This window comes from Pseudoduganella rhizocola, from assembly GCF_045984285.3.
GTDB lineage: Bacteria > Pseudomonadota > Gammaproteobacteria > Burkholderiales > Burkholderiaceae_D > Rugamonas.
Window position 1 is genome coordinate 441333 of record NZ_JBJQIK030000004.1, and the last position, 21102, is coordinate 462434.

18 protein-coding genes are annotated in these 21102 nt (G+C 64.8%); 11 read left to right on the top strand and 7 right to left on the bottom strand.

All coding sequences use genetic code 11. The annotated features are described in order from the left end of the window. Positions 1-5 precede the first annotated feature (5 nt). From ACJRPG_RS12430 to ACJRPG_RS12445, 4 genes are all read left to right on the top strand, one after another. Positions 6-929, top strand: coding sequence for an N-acetylglucosamine kinase (locus tag ACJRPG_RS12430; RefSeq protein ID WP_408000396.1), 924 nt, complete (start codon positions 6-8; stop codon positions 927-929). A gap of 23 nt (positions 930-952) precedes the next feature. After that, positions 953-1789: an N-acetylmuramoyl-L-alanine amidase gene (locus ACJRPG_RS12435; RefSeq protein WP_408000397.1), complete on the top strand. Its 837-nt coding sequence runs from the start codon at positions 953-955 to the stop codon at positions 1787-1789. A gap of 100 nt (positions 1790-1889) precedes the next feature. Further along, positions 1890-2795 carry a LysR family transcriptional regulator gene (locus ACJRPG_RS12440; RefSeq protein WP_408000398.1) on the top strand — a complete coding sequence of 302 codons (906 nt, stop codon included), beginning with the start codon at positions 1890-1892 and terminating at the stop codon, positions 2793-2795. Further along, complete coding sequence (locus ACJRPG_RS12445; protein ID WP_408000399.1) at positions 2792-3403, top strand: M15 family metallopeptidase; 612 nt, start codon at positions 2792-2794, stop codon at positions 3401-3403. The genes ACJRPG_RS12440 and ACJRPG_RS12445 overlap by 4 nt, the downstream gene beginning before the upstream one ends. A 28-nt stretch (positions 3404-3431) precedes the next feature. Here the strand turns inward: ACJRPG_RS12445 and ACJRPG_RS12450 are convergent, their stop codons facing one another. Next, positions 3432-5213 (bottom strand): D-alanyl-D-alanine carboxypeptidase/D-alanyl-D-alanine-endopeptidase, encoded by a 1782-nt coding sequence (locus ACJRPG_RS12450; protein WP_408000400.1) that lies wholly within the window; start codon positions 5211-5213, stop codon positions 3432-3434. A gap of 9 nt (positions 5214-5222) precedes the next feature. Next, complete coding sequence (locus ACJRPG_RS12455) at positions 5223-6461, bottom strand: spore maturation protein (protein WP_408000401.1); 1239 nt, start codon at positions 6459-6461, stop codon at positions 5223-5225. Positions 6462-6625: 164 nt separating this feature from the next. On the opposite strand from ACJRPG_RS12455, the gene ACJRPG_RS12460 reads away from it, so the two are divergent. The 4 genes from ACJRPG_RS12460 to ACJRPG_RS12475 all read left to right on the top strand — a co-directional run bounded on the left by ACJRPG_RS12460 (position 6626) and on the right by ACJRPG_RS12475 (position 13337). Next, a complete protein-coding gene (locus tag ACJRPG_RS12460; protein WP_408000402.1) occupies positions 6626-8428 on the top strand; it encodes an ABC transporter substrate-binding protein in 1803 nt (600 codons plus the stop codon). 158 nt (positions 8429-8586) lie between these two features. Continuing rightward, complete coding sequence (locus tag ACJRPG_RS12465) at positions 8587-11334, top strand: TonB-dependent receptor domain-containing protein (protein ID WP_408000403.1); 2748 nt, start codon at positions 8587-8589, stop codon at positions 11332-11334. A gap of 26 nt (positions 11335-11360) precedes the next feature. Beyond that, positions 11361-12389 (top strand): S66 peptidase family protein, encoded by a 1029-nt coding sequence (locus tag ACJRPG_RS12470; RefSeq protein WP_408000404.1) that lies wholly within the window; start codon positions 11361-11363, stop codon positions 12387-12389. A gap of 48 nt (positions 12390-12437) precedes the next feature. Beyond that, positions 12438-13337 carry a YihY/virulence factor BrkB family protein gene (locus ACJRPG_RS12475; protein ID WP_408000405.1) on the top strand — a complete coding sequence of 300 codons (900 nt, stop codon included), beginning with the start codon at positions 12438-12440 and terminating at the stop codon, positions 13335-13337. Positions 13338-13355: 18 nt separating this feature from the next. On the opposite strand, the gene ACJRPG_RS12480 is transcribed toward ACJRPG_RS12475, so the two are convergent. The 3 genes from ACJRPG_RS12480 to ACJRPG_RS12490 form a co-directional block, all read right to left on the bottom strand. Beyond that, positions 13356-14009 (bottom strand): hypothetical protein, encoded by a 654-nt coding sequence (locus tag ACJRPG_RS12480; RefSeq protein WP_408000406.1) that lies wholly within the window; start codon positions 14007-14009, stop codon positions 13356-13358. A 1-nt stretch (position 14010) separates the two neighbouring features. Next, positions 14011-14595: a C39 family peptidase gene (locus ACJRPG_RS12485; RefSeq protein ID WP_408000407.1), complete on the bottom strand. Its 585-nt coding sequence runs from the start codon at positions 14593-14595 to the stop codon at positions 14011-14013. 129 nt (positions 14596-14724) lie between these two features. Continuing rightward, entirely contained in the window at positions 14725-16029 is a 1305-nt protein-coding gene (locus ACJRPG_RS12490; protein ID WP_408000408.1) for an ATP-binding protein, read from the bottom strand. Between the two features lie 130 nt (positions 16030-16159). On the opposite strand from ACJRPG_RS12490, the gene ACJRPG_RS12495 reads away from it, so the two are divergent. The 3 genes from ACJRPG_RS12495 (at position 16160) to ACJRPG_RS12505 (ending at position 19070) form a co-directional block, all read left to right on the top strand. After that, positions 16160-17392 carry a protease complex subunit PrcB family protein gene (locus ACJRPG_RS12495; RefSeq protein ID WP_408000409.1) on the top strand — a complete coding sequence of 411 codons (1233 nt, stop codon included), beginning with the start codon at positions 16160-16162 and terminating at the stop codon, positions 17390-17392. 66 nt (positions 17393-17458) lie between these two features. Then, on the top strand, positions 17459-18373 hold the full coding sequence (locus ACJRPG_RS12500) for a MipA/OmpV family protein (RefSeq protein ID WP_408000410.1): 915 nt from the start codon (positions 17459-17461) through the stop codon (positions 18371-18373). A gap of 1 nt (position 18374) precedes the next feature. Further along, positions 18375-19070 (top strand): hypothetical protein, encoded by a 696-nt coding sequence (locus tag ACJRPG_RS12505; RefSeq protein ID WP_408000411.1) that lies wholly within the window; start codon positions 18375-18377, stop codon positions 19068-19070. Positions 19071-19074: 4 nt separating this feature from the next. On the opposite strand, the gene ACJRPG_RS12510 is transcribed toward ACJRPG_RS12505, so the two are convergent. Further along, on the bottom strand, positions 19075-19755 hold the full coding sequence (locus ACJRPG_RS12510; RefSeq protein ID WP_408000412.1) for a response regulator: 681 nt from the start codon (positions 19753-19755) through the stop codon (positions 19075-19077). Between the two features lie 109 nt (positions 19756-19864). Further along, a complete protein-coding gene (locus tag ACJRPG_RS12515; RefSeq protein ID WP_408000413.1) occupies positions 19865-20992 on the bottom strand; it encodes an acyl-CoA dehydrogenase family protein in 1128 nt (375 codons plus the stop codon). Positions 20993-21102: the final 110 nt, after the last annotated feature.

Below are 21102 nucleotides of genomic sequence, written 5' to 3' on the forward strand. Positions count from 1 at the left end.
GCATCATGCCGCACACCGACACCGACACCGCCAACCACCTGGGCCTCGGCATCGACGCCGGCGGCACGCAGACCCGCTGGGCCCTGGCCCGGCCAGACGGCTCGGTGCTGGCGGAAGGCAGCGTGGCCGGCTCCTCGGCGCTGCAGCTGGCGAATCCGGCCGGGCGCGAACGCCTGCGCGCCACTTTCGCGGAGCTGGCGCAGGCTGTGCTGGCCCATGGCCAGCCGCAGCGCATCTGCGCCGGGCTCACCGGTTTCGGCGGCGACAGCCAGCTGCTGGTGGGCTGGCTGTCCGAATTGCTGGCGGTTCCGCCCCAAGCCATCTCGATCTGCAACGATATCGAAATCGCCTATCTGGACAGCTTCGAGCCGGGCGAAGGCTACCTGGTGTATGCCGGCACCGGCTCGATTGCGGCCTACATCGACGGCAATGGTGAATTCCACCGTGCCGGCGGGCGCGGCGTGGTGCTGGACGATGCCGGCGGCGGCTTCTGGATCGCGCGCGAAGCGCTGCGCCGCATCTGGCGCCGCGAGGACGAGGCGCCCGGCGCCTGGCGCGATTCGCCGATGGCGCATGCGGTATTCGAGCATGTGGGCGGCGACGACTGGTCTTTCTCGCGCGCTTTCATCTACACGCGCGAACGCGGTGAAATCGGCCAGCTGGCGCTGGCGGTTGCGCGCACGGCGGAAGCGGATGCGGCGGCGCGCACCATCCTGCAGCAGGCGGGCCGCGAACTGGCGCGGCTGGCCATGGCGCTGGTGTCGCGCTTCGGCCCGCGCCCGGTAGTGCTGGCGGGCCGCGCGGCCGAGCTGCACCCCATGATTGCCGCGACCATGCGCGCCGAGCTCGCTGAAGGCATTACGATGCAGCAGAAGACTGCACGGCCCCATGCCGCCGCTGCCCGCATGGCGGCGCGGCTGACGAACTGATTCCAACACTGATTGAGACGTCCATGAAAAAGATCCTGCTCGCTTCCCTCGCCGCCATCCTGACCGGCTGCGCCACCGTGCCCAGCGGCCCGGTGATCGACCATTCGCTGGTATCCAAGGGCCAGAACAGCCGTGTGCGCTTTATCGTGATCCACTACACGGTGTCCGACCTGCCGCGCTCCATCATGCTGCTGACGGAGAAGGAAGTCAGCGCCCACTACCTGCTGACGGACGAGCAGAAGCCGAAGATGTACGGCCTGGTGGATGAGAAAAACTCGGCCTGGCATGCGGGCGTGAGCAGCTGGAAGTCGTACAGCAACCTGAACAACAGCTCCATCGGCATCGAGATCGTCAATCCGGGCTTCACCGAAACGCCGGACGGCAAGCGCACTTACTTCCCCTTCCCGCAGGCGCAGATGGACCAGCTGATCCCGCTGCTGAAGGACCTGGTGGCGCGCCACAAGGTGGCGCCGGAAAATATTCTCGGCCACTCCGACATCGCGCCGCAGCGCAAGCAGGATCCGGGGCCGCTGTTCCCCTGGAAGCAGCTGGCGGATGCCGGCCTGATCCAGTGGCCTGCGGCCGATGCCGTGGCTGCCGCCCGCGCGCAGTTCGAGAACAATGTGCCGGATGCCGCCTGGTTCCAGAAAAAGCTGGCCCAGCATGGCTATGCCGTGCCGCAGACCGGCGTGATGGACAAGGCCACCTACAACGTGCTGGTGGCCTTCCAGACCAAGTACCGCCAGTCGAACTACGACGGTGTGCCGGATGCGGAATCGGCCGCCATCCTGGAGGTGCTGACCGCGCCGCAGCCTAAACCGGTAGCGGCAGTGGCGGGAACGGTTCCACCGAAATCCTGAGCCGGGGAAGCGGGCCGCGCCATTGCATCGCGCCCCGCTTTCCCCTATTCTGGCTGGTGCCGCAGGCTCGCTGCGGCGTTCTGGATGAGGAATTGAAGCCATGCGGCTGCGTCATATCGAAGTCTTTCACGCCATCATGCAGGTCGGCACCATCAGCGGCGCCGCCCAGGTCTTGCACATCTCGCAACCGGCTGTGACCAAGGTGCTGCAGCACTGCGAGCTGCAGCTTGGCATGCCGCTGTTCGAGCGGGTGCGCGGCAAGCTGTATCCGAAGCCGGAGGCGCACCGCCTGTTTGCCGAAACCGAGAAGCTGAACCGCGACCTGCAGGGCATCCGCCGCCTCGCGGCCAGCCTGAAAGGGCGCGCCGTCGAAACCATACGCCTCGTATCCACGCCGACCATTGCCATCAGCGTGCTGCCGCAGGCCATGACGCAATGGCGCAAGGAATTTCCCACCACGCGCTGCGAGCTGGCCACCCACCACACCAGCGAAATCGTCAACACGCTGCGCCTGGGCGAAGCGGATCTGGCCCTGTCGCTGCAGGATCCGCGCCATCCCGGCATCGTGGCCGAGCCGCTGGCGCAGGGCGTGATGACAGTGCTGGCGCCGACCGGCACCTGGCGCGCCGATGAAGAAGGCAAGCCGCTGTCGGCCGAGGGCCTGACGGGCGAACTGATCGGCCACACGGACAACGATCCGCTGGGCGAGCTGGTGGTGGCGGCCTGCGAGGCGCAAGGCCTGCATCCCGTGTTCCGCACGGTGGTGCAGACCTACCAGATCGCCCGTTCGCTGGTGGAGGCGGGCGGCGGCATGGCGGTGGTGGATCCCTTCACCGCCGCATCCGCGCTGTCCAGCCGCGTGCAGCGCCGGCCGCTGGAACCGGCGATCCCGATCCAGCTCTACCTGCTGACGGCCGGCCACTCGCCGCTGTCGCATGGCGCGCGCCAGCTGGCCGACAGCATCGCTTCGGCCGCGCGCGCCTGTCTCGAAAAAGGAATTGCATGACCCGTACCATCAGCAGCGAACAGGTTCCATCGAGCCCGGAGTATCGCCACCTGAGCACCATCTCCGGCATCGGCGTGGACCTGCGCTATGCCACGCCGGATAATTTTGTCGGCCGCGACCTGTATTCGCCGCTGGACTGCGCCTGGCTGCATGTGGACGCGGCGGCGGCGCTGGAGCGCGCCGTGGCCTGGCTGGCGCAGCGCAAGCCGGGCTATTCCTTCCTCGTGCTGGATGCGCTGCGTCCGCACCGCGTGCAGGAGCAGCTGTGGGATGCGCTGGAAGGCACCGAGCTGCGCATGTACCTTGCCGATCCAGCCAAAGGGTCGATCCATTCCTTCGGCATGGCGCTCGACATCACCATCCTCGACCCTTCCGGCGCCGAGCTGGATATGGGCACCGGCTTCGACGACCTCACCGAACGCTCGCATCCCGCGCTGGAGCGCGAGCTGCTGGCGCGCGGCGAGCTCACCGAAGCGCAGGTCGCCAACCGCCAGCTGCTGCGCGACGCCATGGCCGGCGCAGGCTTCGTCGGCATCAACAGCGAATGGTGGCACTTCGACTGCGGCGACCGCGTCCAGGTGCGCGCCACCTACACCCGCGTGCTCTGACCCGGCGCAGCGCCGGGCCTGGATAAAGCTACTGGATGGTGGCGCTGGAGTGCGCCACCCAGTCGATCAGGGCGTCCACGATGCCGCGGCCGATGCCGTTGCCGGCACGGTCGTGATTGACCATGGCCACCACGATGCACTGGTTGCCGTCGGCGTCCGGCACATAGCCCGCCACTGCCACCACGTCGCGCAGCGTGCCGGTCTTGATGCGGGCGCGCGAGGCGGCCACACTGTCTTTCAGGCGGCGGCGCATGGTGCCGTCCACACCGACAATCGGCAGGCTGGACTGGAACTCCGGCGCCCACAGCGATTTCTGCGCGGCCTTCAGCACGCCCGCCATCTGCACCGGGCTGATGCGCTCGATGCGCGCCAGGCCGGAGCCGTTTTCCAGCACGAGGCCGGTATCGTCAATGCCATGGCGGCGCATCCAGTTACGCACCACTTGCTCAGCGCGCGCCGCCGTGGACGCGGGCACAGGCTGCAACGCGGCGGGCGCCACGGCCCCGCCGGCTACCGTCGCCTCGGTTGCTGCCGGCTGGAACGGTCCCGCAGCCGCGTTCGCGTCGGCGCCGGAGGCCGGCCCGGCGGCCATGGCTCCGGCGGCCCCGGCCGCAGCCGGCAACGCGCCACCAGATCCGTGTGCGGCGGCAGACAGCAACGCCAGCTGCGTACTGGCCGGCAGCGGACGGCTGCCCAGCACCGGGTCAGGCTGCAGGCTGCCCAAGCTCAGGAAGATGGTGCGGGCCAGCGCATTGTCCGAAGGCTTGTTCGTGTCGCGCACAATCTCGGGCAGCGCGCGCGATACATGCTCGGCCAGCAGGCGCGTGCCGTCCGGCGCCAGGCCCGCTCCCACTGTTACTGCAGGCAGCGGCGCCGATGGGTCGGCGTCCGCAGTCGCCTTCGGCGCAGCGCCGGCGGCGTGCGAGGCGGCCGCGCGTTCGATCCATGCCGTGTGTTCGGCCAGACCCACATCGCGCACCTTGCCGCCGAAGCTGCCGCCCAACCGGGTCCAGATGCTGCGGAACAGGCGGGCCGCGTATTCCTGGCGGTCCAGCACATTGATGCTCGTGACCTTCTTGCAGTTGCGCGGGAAGGTGCCGTGCAGTTCAACGATGATGCGGTCGCCCTTGCGCGAGTAGTTCGGAATCTTCCACCCGTCTTCCCACTTCGCGCAGTCGGCATCGACCAGCGTCATGTCCGACTGCACGGAAACCCGCTCCAGCGCGGGCAGGTGGTTGAAACGCAGCGCCTTGTCATCGGAGCTGAGTTCGATGCGCAGCATATTCATGTTCAGCAGCAGTGCATCGGGAATCACATTGTAGTAGGCCTCGGGCGCTTCATCGAAAGGCGCCACGCCCAGGTCCAGGCGGGAAGGCTGCCATAGCTGGCGGTCCAGCACCAGGTCGCCCGCGATGCGCTTGATGCCCTGCATGCGCAGCTTCTCCAGCATGTGCACGAAAGCATCCTCATTGAAGTCCGGGTCGGCGCCGCCGCGCAGGATCAGGTCGCCTTTCAGCACGCCGTTCACAATGTCGCCGCTGCTGCGCAACTCAGTGCGCCCACGAAACACCGGCCCCAGTTCTTCCAGGCCGACCATGGTGGTGACGAGCTTCATGGTGGACGCCGGCGTGCGCGGCTGTTCCGGCAGGTTCGCTACCAGCACATTGTCGCCGCGCAGGACCAGCACGCCGATCGCGTCTTCCGGGATGCCGCCGGCCGCCGCCAGCCTTGCCACCGGCTCCGGCAGCGAGGCCTGGGCCAGGCCGCAGGCAGCAAACAGGGTAGCGAGAACAAGACGGCGCAACTTCATACCAGCTCCTTAACCGAAGAACACGTAAGCGACACCGATCGCCGTCAGCACGCCGGCGAGGTCCGCGATCAGGCCACAGGATATCGCATAGCGCGTTTTGCGGATGCCGACCGAGCCAAAATACAGGGCCACGATGTAGAAAGTGGTGTCGGCCGAACCATTAAAGATACACGCCAGGCGGCCCACGAAGGAATCCGGGCCGTAGGTGGCCATGGTGTCGATCATCATGGCCTTGGCGCCGCTGCCGCTCAATGGCTTCATCAGCGCGGTCGGCAGGGCCGACACAAAATCGGTATTCAGGCCCAGGCCGCGGAAAATCCAGGTAAACCCGTCGATCACGAAACCGAATACGCCAGCATTGCGGATCACGCTGATCGCCACCAGCATGCCCACCAGGTAGGGAATCACGGTGAGCGAGGTCTGGATGCCTCCTTTCGCGCCTTCGATGAAGGCGTCGTACACGTTCACCCGCTTGCGCAGGGCGCCGATGATGAAGGTGGCAATCACGCCGATCAGGATGGCATTGCTGACCACCTTGGACACCACTTCGATTTCGGCGCGGCTCAGCACCTGTGTGAAATACCAGATCACGCCGCCGATGGCCGCCGTCATGCCGCCGATCCAGCCCAGCAGCACGCGGTCGAACAGGTTGATGCGCTGGCGGATCGACACGGCGATGATGCCGGTAATGGTAGCCGCATAGGTTGCAATCATGCAGGGAATGAAGATATCCGAGGGATCGGCCGCGCCCATGATGGAGCGCTGCGCCATGATGGCCAGCGGAATCAGCGTCAGGCCGGAAGTGTGCAGCACCAGGAACATGATCTGGGCGTCGGTCGGCTCATCCTTGTTCGGATTCAGCGTCTGCAGGCTTTCCATGGCCTTCAGGCCGAAGGGCGTGGCCGCATTGTCCAGGCCCAGCAGGTTGGCCGAGAAATTCATCACCATATGGCCGGTGGCCGGGTGGTCTTTCGGCACGCCGGGGAAAATGCGCGAGAAGAAGGGCGCGATCACCTTGGCCAGCCAGCCGATGGCGCCCGCCTTCTCGCCGATATTCATAATGCCCAGCCACAGCGTCATCACGCCGGCCAGGGGCAGCGCGATGTCCATCACGCCCATGCGCGCGGTCTCGAAGGTGCCGTCGATGATCTTCTTGAAGATCTCGGTATCGCCCAGGAACAGCCATTGCGCAATCGCGGCCGCGAAGCCCACCAGGAAGAAACCTGACCAGATATATGAAAGAGACATGCGCGAATTCCCGGAAACGAGTGTGGAAGAGCAATTTTGCAGCGAAAGTATACGTCGCTGAATGAAAGAATGCGGGTAGGGCATGTGAAAAAGTTATAAGCTGGCCGCCGGAATTCATCGGCGGGCTCTGGCGCGGCCCGCGGCCCTGCTTTATGCTCGTCGCCATGAAGAGCTTCTGGAAACTTGCCGCCGCCGCGGCCGCCCTGGCTTCCGCCCTGGCCCTCCCGTCCCTGTCCGCTGCCCGGGCGCCCGAGCCGAAGATGCTGCAGGCCCTGCTGTCCACCGGCGAAACCGGCCTCGATCCCGCCGTGGCCTCGGACCTCGCCAGCCTGAGCCTGCTGGAAAATATTTTCGATCCCCTGTTGCGCTACGACTACCTGGCGCGACCGGTCAAGCTGCAGGCCAATGCCGTGCGCGCCATGCCGACGGTGGACGCCGCAGGCACCACCTGGACCTTCCAGCTCAAGCCCGGCATGCTGTTCGCGCCGGACCCGGCCTTCAAGGACGCCAAACGCGAGGTAACGGCGGCCGACTACGTCTACAGCCTGAAGCGCCTGTACGACCCCGCCCTGAAATCGCCCTGGCTGTTCATGTTCGAAGGCAAACTGCTGGGTGATGAGGTCTACAAGAAGAGTTTCAGCTATGCGACCGAGATTCCCGGCCTGCAGGCGGTGGACAGGTACACGCTGCGCATCCGCCTGAACAAGCCCGACCCCAGCCTGCTCTTCTATATGGCCCTGCCGGCGACCGGCGCCGTAGCGCGCGAAGTGGCCGAGGCCTACGGCAGCCAGGTCGGCAACCATCCCGTCGGCAGCGGCCCGTTCCGGGTAGCCGAATGGAAGCGCAGCGACAGGATCACGCTCGCTGCCAACCGCGACTACCACTTCGTATTCCATGCGGGGGCCGATGTGGCGCCGGCCAACAAGGCGCTGGCGGCCGCCCTCGAAGGCAAACGCCTGCCGCTGGTGGACGGCGTGCAGGTGAAGATCATGGAGGAATACCAGTCGCGCGTGCTGGGCTTCCTGAACGGCGAGTTCGACTACATCGAGCAGGTGCCGGAATCGATGCGCGAAATGGTGCTCGACCCGGCCTCCAGCCAGCCTGTGCTGCGCCGCGAGCTGGCCCGGCGCGGCATGGTGCTGTCGCCTTTCCCCGTGCTGCAGACCTATTACATGTGGATGAACATGGAAGATCCGCTGGTCGGCGGTTACGGCAAGGAGAAGGTCGCGCTGCGCCGGGCTATAGCTTTAGGCTATAACAGCCCGGAAGATGTGGCCCTGCTGAAGAAGGGCCTGGCGCTCCCGGCCCAGAGCCCGCTGCCGCCCAATGTCCTGGGTTACGACCCTGCCTACCGCAGCCCGATTGCCTATAACCCGGCCCTGGCGCGCGCCCTGCTGGACCGCTTCGGCTACCGCCTGGGCAAGGACGGCTTCCGCACCCGGCCGGACGGCAGCCCGCTGCTGCTGGTGATGCACAGCGAGAGTTCGACCGTCGGCCGCCTGCGCGACGAGCTGTGGCGCAAGAACCTGAACGCCATCGGCCTGAATGTGATTTTCCGTAGCGATAAAAAGACCGAGATCATCAAGGCTTCCCGGCTCGGCAAGGTGATGATGTTCGAGAGTAACTGGGTCGCCGACTTCCCGGATGGCGACAATTTTTACCAACTGTTGTACGGCGGCAACGCCGGACGCGCAAATTATTCGCGTTTCAACCTGCCGGAATTTAACCAGCGCTACGAAAAAGCACAGCAGCTGAGCGATGGTCCCGAGCGCCAGAAGCTCTACCACGAAATGGCACAATTGCTGCATGCCTATAACCCCTGGGTGCCGCTGACCCACCCAATCTCGGCAGATATCCGCCAACCGTGGCTAAAAAACTACATGCGCCACCCCGTAGAGTTCACCAATTGGCGCTATCTCGATCTGGACCTTGAGGCGCGCCAAGGGGCCGCTAAAATAGCGCGCTGACGAAAATAGCCGCTGCATTCCTAAAAGTTATGGGCCGCGCTGCTATTTTCATTGGATAGCGAGAATTGCATCGCGCTAACCTGAAACGGACAAATAAAGCAATGCCATGACATTGTGGCTGGTAGAGAAGTCCGGATATCAATTTAAGGGAGAGCCCCGTGAAGGTTAAGAAACTGGCGCAACTGATTGCGCTCATCGGCGTCGTTGGTCCTGCTGTGGCCCAGGAAGCCGCCATCCAGCGCGTTGAAATTACCGGTTCGAGCATCAAGCGTGTGGCCAAGGAAGGCGCCCTGCCGGTCCAGGTCCTGACGTTCGACACCATTGAAAAGTCCGGCGTGACCGACACCGAATCGCTGCTGCGGCTGATCGCGGCGAACGGCACCGGCGCCGACAACATGACCTCCGGCAATAACGTGTTCGGCGCCGACGCCGACCGCGTCTCCGGCGGCGCCTCCTTCGCCTCGCTGCGCGGCCTGGGCCCGAACGCTACCCTGGTGCTGCTGAACGGCCGCCGCCTGGGCAACCACGGCGCCTCCGGCAAGGCAGTCGACCTGAACTCGATTCCGCTGGGCGCCATCCAGCGCGTGGAAATCCTGAAGGACGGCGCTTCCGCGATCTACGGTACCGACGCGATCGGCGGCGTGGTCAACTTCATCCTGAAGACCGACTACAAGGGCCTGGAAGCGCAGACCATCCTGAACGGCACCGAAGCGGGCGGCGGCATGCAGCGCCGGGTTTCCCTGCTGGGCGGCCTGGGCAATGTGGAGACCGACGGCTGGAACATCATGGGCTCCATCACCCATGACAACAACGACAAGCTGTCGTCCTCGCAGCGCGACTTCGCCAACGGCTACCAGCCGCTGCGCGGCCTGTCGCCGGACACCACCGGCACCCCGTACGCGAATATCCTGACCGGCGCCAATACCGCGCTGGGCACCGGCTTCAAAATGCCGGGCGACAACACCACCTACCTGCAGGCCGGCCTGCTGAGCCTGCAAGGCAAGTGCGACAGCATTCCCGGCATGTCCCAATACGCCACCGACCTGTGGAAAGACGTTACGGCGCCGGCGCGTACCAAGTATTCCTGCGCCTACGATTACGGTGCGGACTACGTGATGAGCTATCCGGTCGAGCGCACCAATGCCGTGGCGCGCGGTACCCTGAAGATCAACGACAACCACCGTGCCACCGTCGAACTGCTGGGTTCCCGTACCGACGCTACCGCTTCGCTGACGCCGGTGCAGATCTCCACCTCCCTGTCCAACGGCAGCGCCTACCCGGTCAATGGCCCTTACTACCAGGACCTGTCGGCGTACATCCCGAGCTACGACAAGACCAAGCCCATCATCTACAAATGGCGTACCACGCCATGGGGCGACCGTACCCAGGGCAATGTGACCGAAAGCTGGCGCGGGCTGATTGCCTTCGACGGCACCGTGTTCGACAAGTATGACTACAAACTGGGCCTGTCCAAATCGACCAGCACCACCCAGACGCAGCTGCTGGACGGCTATGGCTGGAGCAGCAAGATCTACCAGGTGCTGGGCAGTGGCATCGTGAATCCATGGCTGGCGCCGGGCCAGAGCCAGACCCAGGCCGCGATGGACGCGATCGAAAGCACCAAGTACCGCGGTGATTTCCAGCACGGCCGTACCACCATGACCCAGCTCGATGGCTCGATCTCCGGTGAAGTCTTCAGGCTGCCGGCCGGCGCCGTGTCGATGGCAGCGGGCTTCGACCTGCGCAAGGAAACCTATTCCTTCGGCCAGGACGTGGATGCCACCCAGATCCTGCTGTCGCCGGGCAATGCTCCCTTCCCTGAGCAGTCGCGCTATGTGCGCGCCGTGTACGCCGAAGCGCTGGTGCCTATCCTCAAGGACCTGGAAGTGCAGCTGGCCATCCGCCGCGACAACTACAGCCTGATCGGCGCCACCACCAATCCGAAAGTAGCCTTCCGCTGGCAGCCGAACGACAAGCTGCTGTTCCGCGGCTCCGCCAACGAAGGCTTCCTGGCGCCAAGCTTCTACCAGGCTTATGCCGGCCGCCTGTCGCAGGAACTGCCGAACGGCGTTACCGACTTCCAGCTGCAGCAGCAGCAGCCGAACCGTCCTGACCTGTGGTCGATTCCGCGCCTGAACTACCGCACCGGCGGCAATCCGGGCCTGCGTCCGGAAACGTCGAAGCAGGGCACCCTGGGCGTGGTGTTCGAGCCGCTGCCAGGCTTCTCGGCCTCGCTGGACTGGTGGGCGATCAACATCAAGGACCGTATCCTGAACCGTACGCCGCAGAACGTGCTGAACAACTGGCAGTTCCTGAACCAGTACATCATCCGCAAGGCTGACGGCACCATCGACTACGTGGAAGCGGGCTGGATCAATGCGGCCGGCCTGAAAACCCGCGGCGTGGACGTGGGCCTGCGCTACGACACCAAGTTCAGCGGCTACAAGTTCTCCGCCGTGCTGGACGGCACCTATATGGACAGCTTCAAGTTCGCCGAATTCGAAGGCCAGCCATACAAGGAGCAGGTGGGCATCTTCAACACCCGCGACGTCTACCTGCGCTGGAAGCATAACCTGACGCTGACCACCTCCAAGGGCAACTGGAGCGGCCTGCTGACCCAGCGTTATGCCTCGGGCTACAACGACCAGGTGCCGAACAACGGCAAGGGTACGCCGCCGGCCGGTTTCGATCCGCATGTGAAGCACTACATGAAGTACGACACCTCGGTGACCTACACCGGCTTCAAGAACACCACGATCACCGTGGGCATCCAGAACCTGCTGGACACCGATCCGCCATTCACCGCGCACAACGTGGATGAAGTAGTGGGCGCCGGCTGGGATCCACGCGTCGCCGATCCGCGCGGCCGTTCCCTGTCCTTCAATCTGAAGTACAAGTTCTTCTGATCAGCCGACGCAGTTTTGGCCGCCTGATGGCGGCCTCCCTGGCCGCTGCCGCCCTTCCGGCGGCAGCGGCGCCTCAACGCAAGAAATCCATGCACGCTTCCCCGGCACTGATCAAACCGCCCCGCCTCCAGGCAGGCGATACAGTGGGCCTGATCGCGCCCGCAGGCCATACCGACGCCCCCTCCATCGAGAAGGCGGTGCGCAATATCGAAGCCCAGGGCTTCAAGGTCAAGCTGGGCGCCAACCTGGGCGCCGTGTTCGGCAACTATGCCGGCTTATGGCAGCAGCGCCTGGAAGATTTTCACGGCATGTTTGCCGATCCCGAAGTGAAGGCCATCTGGGCCATCCGCGGCGGCTCCGGCGCGATGCAGCTGCTGCCGCACCTGGATTACAAGCTGATCCGCAACAACCCGAAGATCCTGGTCGGCTACTCCGACATCACGGCCCTGCACCTGGCGATCAACCGCTTTGCCGGGCTGGTCACTTTCCACGGCCCGGTGGCCGTGTCCTCGCAGTCCGAGTACTCGATGACGCACCTGATGAACGTGCTGATGCGGCCGGAAGAGAATTACGTGATTCCAATGGCGCTGGAGAACAGCCGCAAGGCCGAGGAAGAACCGGAGTACGCGCTGCGCACCGTGGTGCCCGGCACCGCAACCGGCCGCCTCACGGGCGGCAATCTCTGCCTGGTGGCGGCGCTGGCCGGCACCAAGTACGCAGCCGATTACAAGGACGCCATCCTGTTCCTCGAAGAGGTGAACGAGGCGCCCTACCGCGTGGACCGCATGATGATGCAGCTGGACATGAACCAGCCCTTCAGCCAGGCGGCCGGCGTGATGCTGGGCATCTTCGAACACTGCGAAGCGGAACCGGACGAGATTTCGCTGACCTTGAACGAAACCACCGACCAGCACCTCGCGCCGCTGAAGATTCCCGCCGTCACCGGCTATTCTTTCGGCCACATCCGCAACCAGTTCACCTTGCCGATGGGCATCCGCGCCACGCTGGACACGGAACGCCAGACCCTGACCCTGCTGGAAACGGCCGTCAGCTGACGATCCTGCCGGGCGTCATGCCCGGCGCGCCATCGCTAGAATGGCGCCATGCCCATACTCAACCGCAAGGCGGTCAGCCTGGTGCTGAGCCATCCGCTGGATTTCACGCTGCGCTGCCTGAAGGGTTTCCGCGCCAACCAGGGCCTGCTGCTGGCCGGGGCCGTCGCCTATTATTCGCTGCTGTCCATCGTGCCGCTGCTGATGCTGGTGGTGGTGGCGCTGTCGCACATTATCGATCCTGCCGAGCTGCTGGACACCATCGGCCACTACCTGGAATGGCTGGTGCCCGGCCAGTCGAAGGCGATCGTCAACGAAGTCGCGCATTTCCTGGAGCACCGCGACCTGGTGGGCTGGCTGCTGGTGCTGACCATGCTGTTCTTCAGTTCGCTCGCCTTCAGCGTGCTGGAAAGCGCCATGTGCGTGATCTTCATTCACCGCATCGAGGTACGGCGGCGGCACTACCTGATTTCGGCCATCTTGCCATACTGCTACATCCTGTCGCTGGGCATCGGCGCCCTGGTGGTCACGCTGGTGGCGGGCAGCCTGCAGGTGATCGGGGCGGAGAGCGTGCGCCTGTTCGGCATTGCGTGGTCGCTGCAGGGGCTGTCGGGCGCCTTGCTGTACATGCTGGGGATTGCGGGCGAGATCCTGTTGCTAAGCTCGATCTACATGGTGATGCCGGTGGGGCGCCTGTCCTGGCAGCACGCGCTGATCGGCGGCGTAACGGCCACGCTGCTGTGGGAGATCGCGCGCCACGTGCTGGTCTGGTACTTCTCCACGCTGTCGCAGGTGAACGTGGTGTACGGCTCGATGACGACGGCCATCGTCGTCATGTTCAGCCTGGAAATCGGCGCCACCCTGCTGCTGTTCGGCGCCCAGGTGATTTCGGAATACGAGCGCATCGTCCACGAAGGCCCGGCGGCGGAGGCTGCGGCGCAGGGCCATTGAGGCCCCGCGCCGCCGGCTCTACTGCGGCAAGCCGTTGTAGTCCTGCGCCAGCTTGCGCAGCGTCTGGAACACCCGCTCGGCCGGCAGGGCCACGCCCGGCTTCCAGTCCACCCGGTTGTCCTCGAACACCGGCGTCAGCATCAGCCCGCCCTCGCCGCGCCGCCCGATGAACCAGGCCTGCAGGGCCGGCACGTGCACGATCATGTCCGTTTCATCGCTGCGGTAGCGCGTCACCGCGCGCGCCACCGCCGGGTTGCCCATATCGGTGGCGCGCCAGCCATCGGCCGCCTGCCCGACGAACACGGCACAGGCCACCCGCTCGCCCACCTGCACCGGGTACAGGCTGCGCCGCGCTTCATTGAGCAGGGCATCGGGCTTGCCGTCGACCGCCATCTCGCGCAGCGAATCGAGCCGGACATGATAGATGGCGAGCGGCGCCCCCAGCGTGGCCTGGCGCACCTCGTCGCGCGAGTTGAAGCCCAGCCGCGCGTAGTTGCTGTCATTGACCAGCTGGCCCAGCGTGCTGAGCCCGGCCTGGGCTGCTTCGGCCTGGGTAGTGGACGGCCGTGGCTGGCTGCTGCCGCTGTCCGGGCTGGGGTCGAAAGGCATGCTGTGGCAGCCGCTCAGCAGGCAGGCCGCCGCAAGCATGCAGGCGAAAGGTAGCGTGCGCATATCAGCGTCCTCCATAAGTGATGTTGTAGTAGTCGTTCCAGTGCGTATGCCCGGTATCGCTCACATAGCGCGCATAGGTCATGATGGTTTCGGTGCCGCCGGACAGCGTTTGCAGATTGGTGTGCGGCAGCGGGTCGTTCACATCCACGTACTGCACGTTATTGAGCGTGATATAGCCCTTCAGCACCATCATGTGGCCGCCGCCGCCGTTCCAGTGCCAGCTGAAGGCCACCGGCTTCTTCCAGCAATGGATCTGCGAGCGCACTTGGGCCCAGGTCAGCGCCGTGTCGGCGGTCTGGGTGGCGGTGAAGCCGTATTTTTCGTACTCCGGCCAGCCGCCGTTATTGCAGCTGCCGCCGTTGTTGTTGCAGCAGCCGCTGAGGCCGAAGCGGTTATTGGCCTGGGTACATTGCGCGATGTTCTGGCCGAAATAGCGCATGGTCATCTGGCCGCTGGCAGCCCAGCACCAGTTGGAGGCTTGCTGAGGCAGGGCCGGCACATCGACGGTCGCCACCAGCGGCGGATTGCAGCAGGCGGACAGCAGCCCCAGCAAAGGCAGTCCGCACAGGACATGGATGATTTTCATACCGATCCTCCTCAGGTGTGTGAATGAAAGCGCCTGGGAAGAGTGTGTGCCGCGCGCTGCGCTATCGCCAGCGCAAGCAAGCGCACGCTTGAGTTCGCTCAAGCGGGGCGATGACGGTAAGCAATTAGCTCAGGCGGCGGGCAGTGTAATCAGGAAACGCGCACCGCCGAGGGGTGACGTTTCGATCTTGAGCGTGCCGCCATGCAGCGAGACGGCTTTGCTCGCAATCGATAAACCGAGGCCGAAGCCGCCGGTATTGCGGTCGCGGCTGCGGTCCAGCCGGTAGAAGGGTTCGAACACCTTTTCGCGTTCGCTTTCCGGGATGCCGGGACCGTCGTCATCGACGATGATGGTCACGCCGCCCAGCTTGCGCCAGGCCGACAGCGCCACGCGGGCATTGGCGTATTTCTGCGCGTTGCGCAGCAGGTTGCCGGTGGCGCGCTGCAGCAGGCGCGCGTCGCCGTAATAGCTGCCCATGCCGTCGGGCACCGCCACATCCAGCGAGACGGCGGAGGGCGGCAAGGTGTTGGCGCAGGCGCGCAGCGTTTCCGTCACATCGAAGGTTTCGTAGCGCAGCGGCTGGTCGCTGTCCATGCGCGCCATGCCCAGCAGTTCGTTGACCAGGCTCTTCAGCTCGGTGAGGTCGCCCTGCATGCTGCCGATGCGCTTCTCCAGCACATTGTCCTGCACCGTGTCGTGCAGCAGCTCGAAAGCGAATTCGAGGCGGGCAATGGGGGTGCGGATTTCGTGCGACACCGAGTGCAGCAGGCTGCGCTGCGATTCCAGCAGGGTCTCGATGCGGTCCGCCATATGGTTGATGCGTTCCGCCAGCGGATAAATGCTGTCGCCCGGCTGCATCTGGGCGCGCGCCTTGAGCTGGCCGGCGCCGAACTTGTCGGCCACCCGCATCAATACCTGCAGGCCTTTCCAGTGCGAACGCGACCAGAAACCGATGGGGATCAGCAGGGCCAGCGCCACGATCAGGTAGCGCACCGCCTCCACCTTCAGCGCCACGCCGATATCGATCGGCAAATCCTGGGCGTGGATCGCTTCCTCGTTGCTGCCGATGTACTTGTCGCCGGTCAGGTCCACGCGGCGGAACATGGCCTTGTTGGGGATGTCGATCACCACCTCGCCGCGTTCAAACGCTTCGCGTTCCTGCTCGGGCAGGCTCTTGCGGGCAATCGCGATCGGCACCAGGTCGATGCGCGATTCGGACACCTCGCGCACCTTGTTCAGGCGGTCCAGCCACTCGTCGGCCGGGGCCTGGTCGACATATTGTTCCAGAAGAAAGATCTGGGCCGCGGCCTGGCGCCGCGCAATCGATTCCAGGGGGTCGCCGAAGAGGCGGTTAATGGTGAAATAAACAATGAACGCAGCCACGCTGATCGACAGCATCACGAGGATGAAGAATCGGAAAAACAGGCGGTTCATGTTGCCATTGTATAAGAAGCAGGCAGGCCAAAACCTGCCTAGACAAATTTATGACAAAAAGGGTACATCTCGCGGTGGATTGGTGCGGGGGCGCTGACTAAGATGAATAGTCTCATCACAGGAGTGTTCTATGAGCAAGATTGAACCGGTTATTAACGCTTTGCCATTGCTCGGCGCGCTGCTCCTGGCGGCCTGCGGTGGCGGAGGCGCCGCCCCTACGCCTCCGCTGGCGTCCGGTGGACCAGGCATTGCAGTGGGCGAGCCGCACCCCGGTGCGCCGGCCCGCGATGAATTCATCAGTCTGGCACGCGAGGCGCAGTGCGCCGACCAGCGTAACCGGCTGTATGTGATCGACGGCAAACAGGTCCTGTGGGACCGCGCCGGCAGCTGTGCCGACAATGGCCGGGGGCTCTCCCTGTTCGGCCTTCTTCCAGGCAACCTGCTGTGCGCCAGTAGCGATACGATCGCCGGGCCGCGTACCAGCTGCACCGACGAAAGTTACCGAAGCATGTTCGACACGATTTCCAAACACCTCGACGATGCCGACCTCGGCCTCGGCGCTGCCCACAAGGTTGAAGTGCTGAGCTTCGCACCGAAGCCCGGCCCGGTCGCTTTCGAACCCATCCTGCAGGACGACTACTCGGGCGTGACGATCAAGCAGAACGTGGTGATCCGCGATGCGGCCAGCTTCGAGCGCCTGTGGACGGCCCATTTCCTCGGCCGCAGCCCGGCCCAGCCGCTGCCGAAGATCGATTTCGCCCGCAAGATGGTAGTCGGCGTCTTCACCGGCGCCCAGCCGGTCGGCTGCCGCTCGGTGTCCATCGCCAAGGTGGTGCAGGAAGGCCGCCAGATGACCATCGAATACGAGATCAGCACCCTGATGACGGTGGCCATCTGCACCCAGGCCAATGTGGCGCCGATGAGCATGGCCGTGGTGGACCGGGTGGACGGCGCGGTGGACTTCGTCAGCATCACGCCCGAGCACCTCGCGTTCAGCAGCCTGGACCTGGACAACAATTCCGGCGTGACGGCGCCGCAGACCGTGGTGGTGAAGGACGCGGCCAGCTGGTCCGCGCTGTGGGCCCAGCACAAGCGCAATGTGATGCCCGCGCTGCCGGAGCCGGTGGTGGACTTCAACAAGTTCATGGTGGTGGCCGTGTTCGCGGGCAGCAAGCCGAACGGCTGCTACTCGACCACGCTGAGCAACCTGTACCGCAGTGGCCGCGTGATCAATGTCACCCGCATCGACCGCCTGCCGGCACCCGGGACAGTCTGCCCACAAGCGCTGAGCTCGCCTGCCCACCTCATCATGATCGAGCGCAGCGACGATCCGGTGGAAGTGGCGGTGCGCACGGTTTCGTGAGCGCAACTGACGCGCCGGCCGTAAGCCGGATAGAATGGCAGACATTCGATATTTCAAGATGTCAATATGTCAAGAGTGTGTGTGCTGGCGCTGGCCGGACTGAGCAAGCTGGCGCTGGCCCAGACACCGGCCGCCAATCCGATGCCTGACGGAAGCCGGGACATGTATCTGGGACTTGGCGTCCAGTCCGCTCCCCGCTACGAGGGCGCGGACAGCCGCCGCACGACTGCCCTGCCGGTGCTCCAGTTCCAATGGAGCAACGGCATTTTTGTGTCCGGGCTCAGCGCTGGCATGCACCTGTCGTCCCGCCCGGGCATCGAATACGGGCCCCTGCTGGCGCTGGCGCCCGGCCGCGACGAGTCCGGTACCCGCCTGCTGCGGCTGGGCACGGTGAATGATGGATCGGGCGGCAGCAGCGGCCCCGGCGCTACCTTGCCGGTACCGGACTGGATGCCGCCTCCCGCGCGCCTGGCGGAGGATGGCTATGAGGCGGAGCCGGAACCGGCCGGCAACCGGCTGGCCGGCATGGAGCCGCTGCGCCGCCGCGTGCTGGCCGGCGGCTTCCTGAACCTGTACCTGAACCCGCAGTGGCGGCTCACGGGCAACCTGCTGTATGGCTCGGGCAACGCGCGCAATGGCCTGCGCGCGCACCTGGCCGTGCAGCGCCTGGCGCTGCAGCTGGCGCCGCAGCACACGCTGTCGCTGTCGGCGGGCGTCAGCGTGGTGAACCGCGCCCATAGCCAGGCCTACTTCGGGGTGAGCGAAGACGAAGCGAACCGCAGCATCAACCTGATGTACGCATCGGGCGGCGGTTTGCAGGACGTGCGCGCAGGCGCACGCTGGAACTGGACATTCACGCCGGCCTGGATGCTGACAAGCGGCATCCAGGCCACGCGTTTGCTGGGAGATGCGAAACACAGCCCGCTCGCAGAGCGGCCGACCAATCTGACTGTATCCACTGCGCTGGCTTACCGCTTCTGACATGCCGACGATCCGACAACTCTCCGTGCTGCTGGGCTTTGGCCTGTCCGTGCACGCCTGCGCCGTCCAGGCCCAGGAAGCGGGTTGGGTCAGCTATCGCGATGCCTACCGCAGCATGGTGCTGTTCGCCAAGTACGGCAAGGCCAAGAACTTCCTGCAGAACCACTACCAGGTCACGCCGCGCGACGGCGGCGCCTCGCTGGACGGCTTGCGCCTGACGCTGAGCGGCAAGACCACGCAGCTCAGCCTTCCGCTCGACGCCACCGGCCGCACCACCTTCCCGCTGCTGAAAGCGGCCTACGACGAAAACGCCATGCTGGTGCTGAACCGCAAGATCAGCCAGTTCAGTTTCCAGCCGCGCCTGTCCATCATTCCGCGCCTGGACGGCGTCTATGAAGCGGCCGACCTGCGCGCCGCCTGCGACCAGGCGCTGCAGTACATGCGCTACACGGATGCCGGCTACAACCTCAAGCGCTGCGCCGGCATCCGCTTCGCGTTCAGCAAGCGCAGCGATGCGGTGGTGCGCGTGCGCGATCCGGACCGCGAATCGAGCCTGGCGCCGAACGAAGGCGCGGCCTTCGATGGCGAAACGAACAAGGACTTCCGGGTAATGGTGTACCGCTTTGCGGACTGGCCTGAGAAGGTTCAGGTCATCAGCCAGCAATCGCCGGTCGCGATTGCGCCGGTGATCGAATAAGGGCTCAGCCCCAGGCCGACGGCGAGAACAGGTAGCCCTCGCCCCACACCGTCTTGATTTTCTCCGACTCGGCGTCGTCGAACTTGCGGCGCAGCTTGGAAATGCTGTTATCGATCGAACGGTCCAGGCCGTCGAATTCGATGCCGCGCATCTTCTTCAGCAAGGCGTCGCGCGACAGCACGGTGCCGGCCGACTCCGCCAGCACCAGCAGCAGCTTGTATTCCGTATTGCTCAGCACGCAGGGCTCGCCGCGCCAGGTCACGGTGCGGTCGCTGGTGGCGATGGCCAGGTTGCCGAACACCAGCATATCGCTGGGCTGCTTGTTCTGCGCACGGCGCAGCAGCGCGCGCAGGCGGGCCAGCAGCACGCGCGGCTGCACCGGCTTGTTGATGAAATCGTCCGCGCCCTGTTCCAGCAGCGAGACTTCGTCATACGAATCCTCGCGCGCCGTCATGATGAGGATAGGCACTTCGCTGATATCGCGCAGCTGGCGGCACACCACCATGCCGTCGAGGCCCGGCAGCATCAGGTCCAGCACCACGATATCAGGCGGCGTCGCCTTGAAGCGGGCGACGGCCTCGTCACCGCGGCTGACGACCTCCACCTTGAACTCATATCCTGCGAGATACTCCGTGACCAGGTCGGCCAGGCGGGCATCATCTTCCACCAGCATCACTTGATACATTGCGCGTTCTCCTTCGGTGTCTATTGTATAAGAGCAAGGACGAAAAAAGCACAAAGCCCGCATAATGCGGACAAATAGATACAACTTCGGGACAAATTGCAGGACAACATTAAAGCGCCCTCGCGATCAGCAGCTTCTGGATATCGCTGGTGCCTTCGTAGATCTGGCAAACCCGGACATCGCGGTAGATGCGCTCCACCGGGAAGTCCGACACATAGCCGTAGCCGCCGTGCACCTGGATCGCATCCGAGCACACCCGTTCCGCCATTTCGGAAGCGAACAGCTTCGCCATTGCCGCCTCCTTCAGGCAAGGCAGGCCTGCATCCTTCATCGCCGCCGCGTGCCAGATCAGCTGGCGCGCCGCCTCGATCTGCGTCGCCATCTCCGACAGGCGGAACTGCACGGCCTGGTGATTGAAGATAGGCTGGCCGAAGCTCTCGCGCTCCTGCGCATACTTCAGCGCCGCCTCGAAGGCCGCGCGCGCCATGCCCACCGCCTGCGAAGCGATGCCGATGCGGCCGCCTTCCAGTCCGGACAGCGCGATCTTGTAGCCCATGCCCTCTTCGCCGATCAGGTTCGCGGCCGGAATGCGGCAGTTCTCGAACAGGATCTGCGCGGTATCGGAGGAATGCTGGCCCATCTTCTGCTCCAGGCCCGCCACGATATAGCCCGGCGTGGAAGTCGGCACCCAGAAGGCGCTGATGCCCTTCTTGCCGGCGGCCTTGTCAGTCACCGCCATCACGATGGCGACGTCGGCATATTTGCCGGAGGTGATGAACTGCTTCACGCCGTTGATCACATAGTGGTCGCCATCGCGGGTCGCGGTGGTGCGCAGCGCGGCGGCATCGCTGCCGGTATGCGGCTCGGTCAGGCAGAAAGCGCCCAGCATCTCACCCTGCGCGAGCGGGCGCAGCCACTGCTCCTTCTGCTGTGCATTCGCATACATCATGGCGATGCTGCACACCGGGCAGTTATTGACGGAGATGATGGTCGAAGTGCCGCCATCGCCGGCCGCGATCTCCTCCAGCACGAGTGCCAGCGACACATAATCGAGGCCCGCGCCGCCGAACTCCTCCGGCACCGCGACGCCGAAAGCGCCGAGGGCCGCGAGTTCCTTCAGCTCCGCCTGTGGAAAATAGTGCTCCTTATCCCAGCGCGCCGCGTTCGGCGCAATCCGCTCCTGCGCATAGCTGCGCAGCGCGTCGCGGATCATCTGATGTTCTTCACTTAAAATCATTGTCTCTCTCTATTCTCAAACCCTGACACCCTGGGGTCAGGCACCGTGTGTCAGGTTGCAGACTCATCTGTTGCTATACCTCAGTTCCTGACAAAGGGGGCCTGACCCCA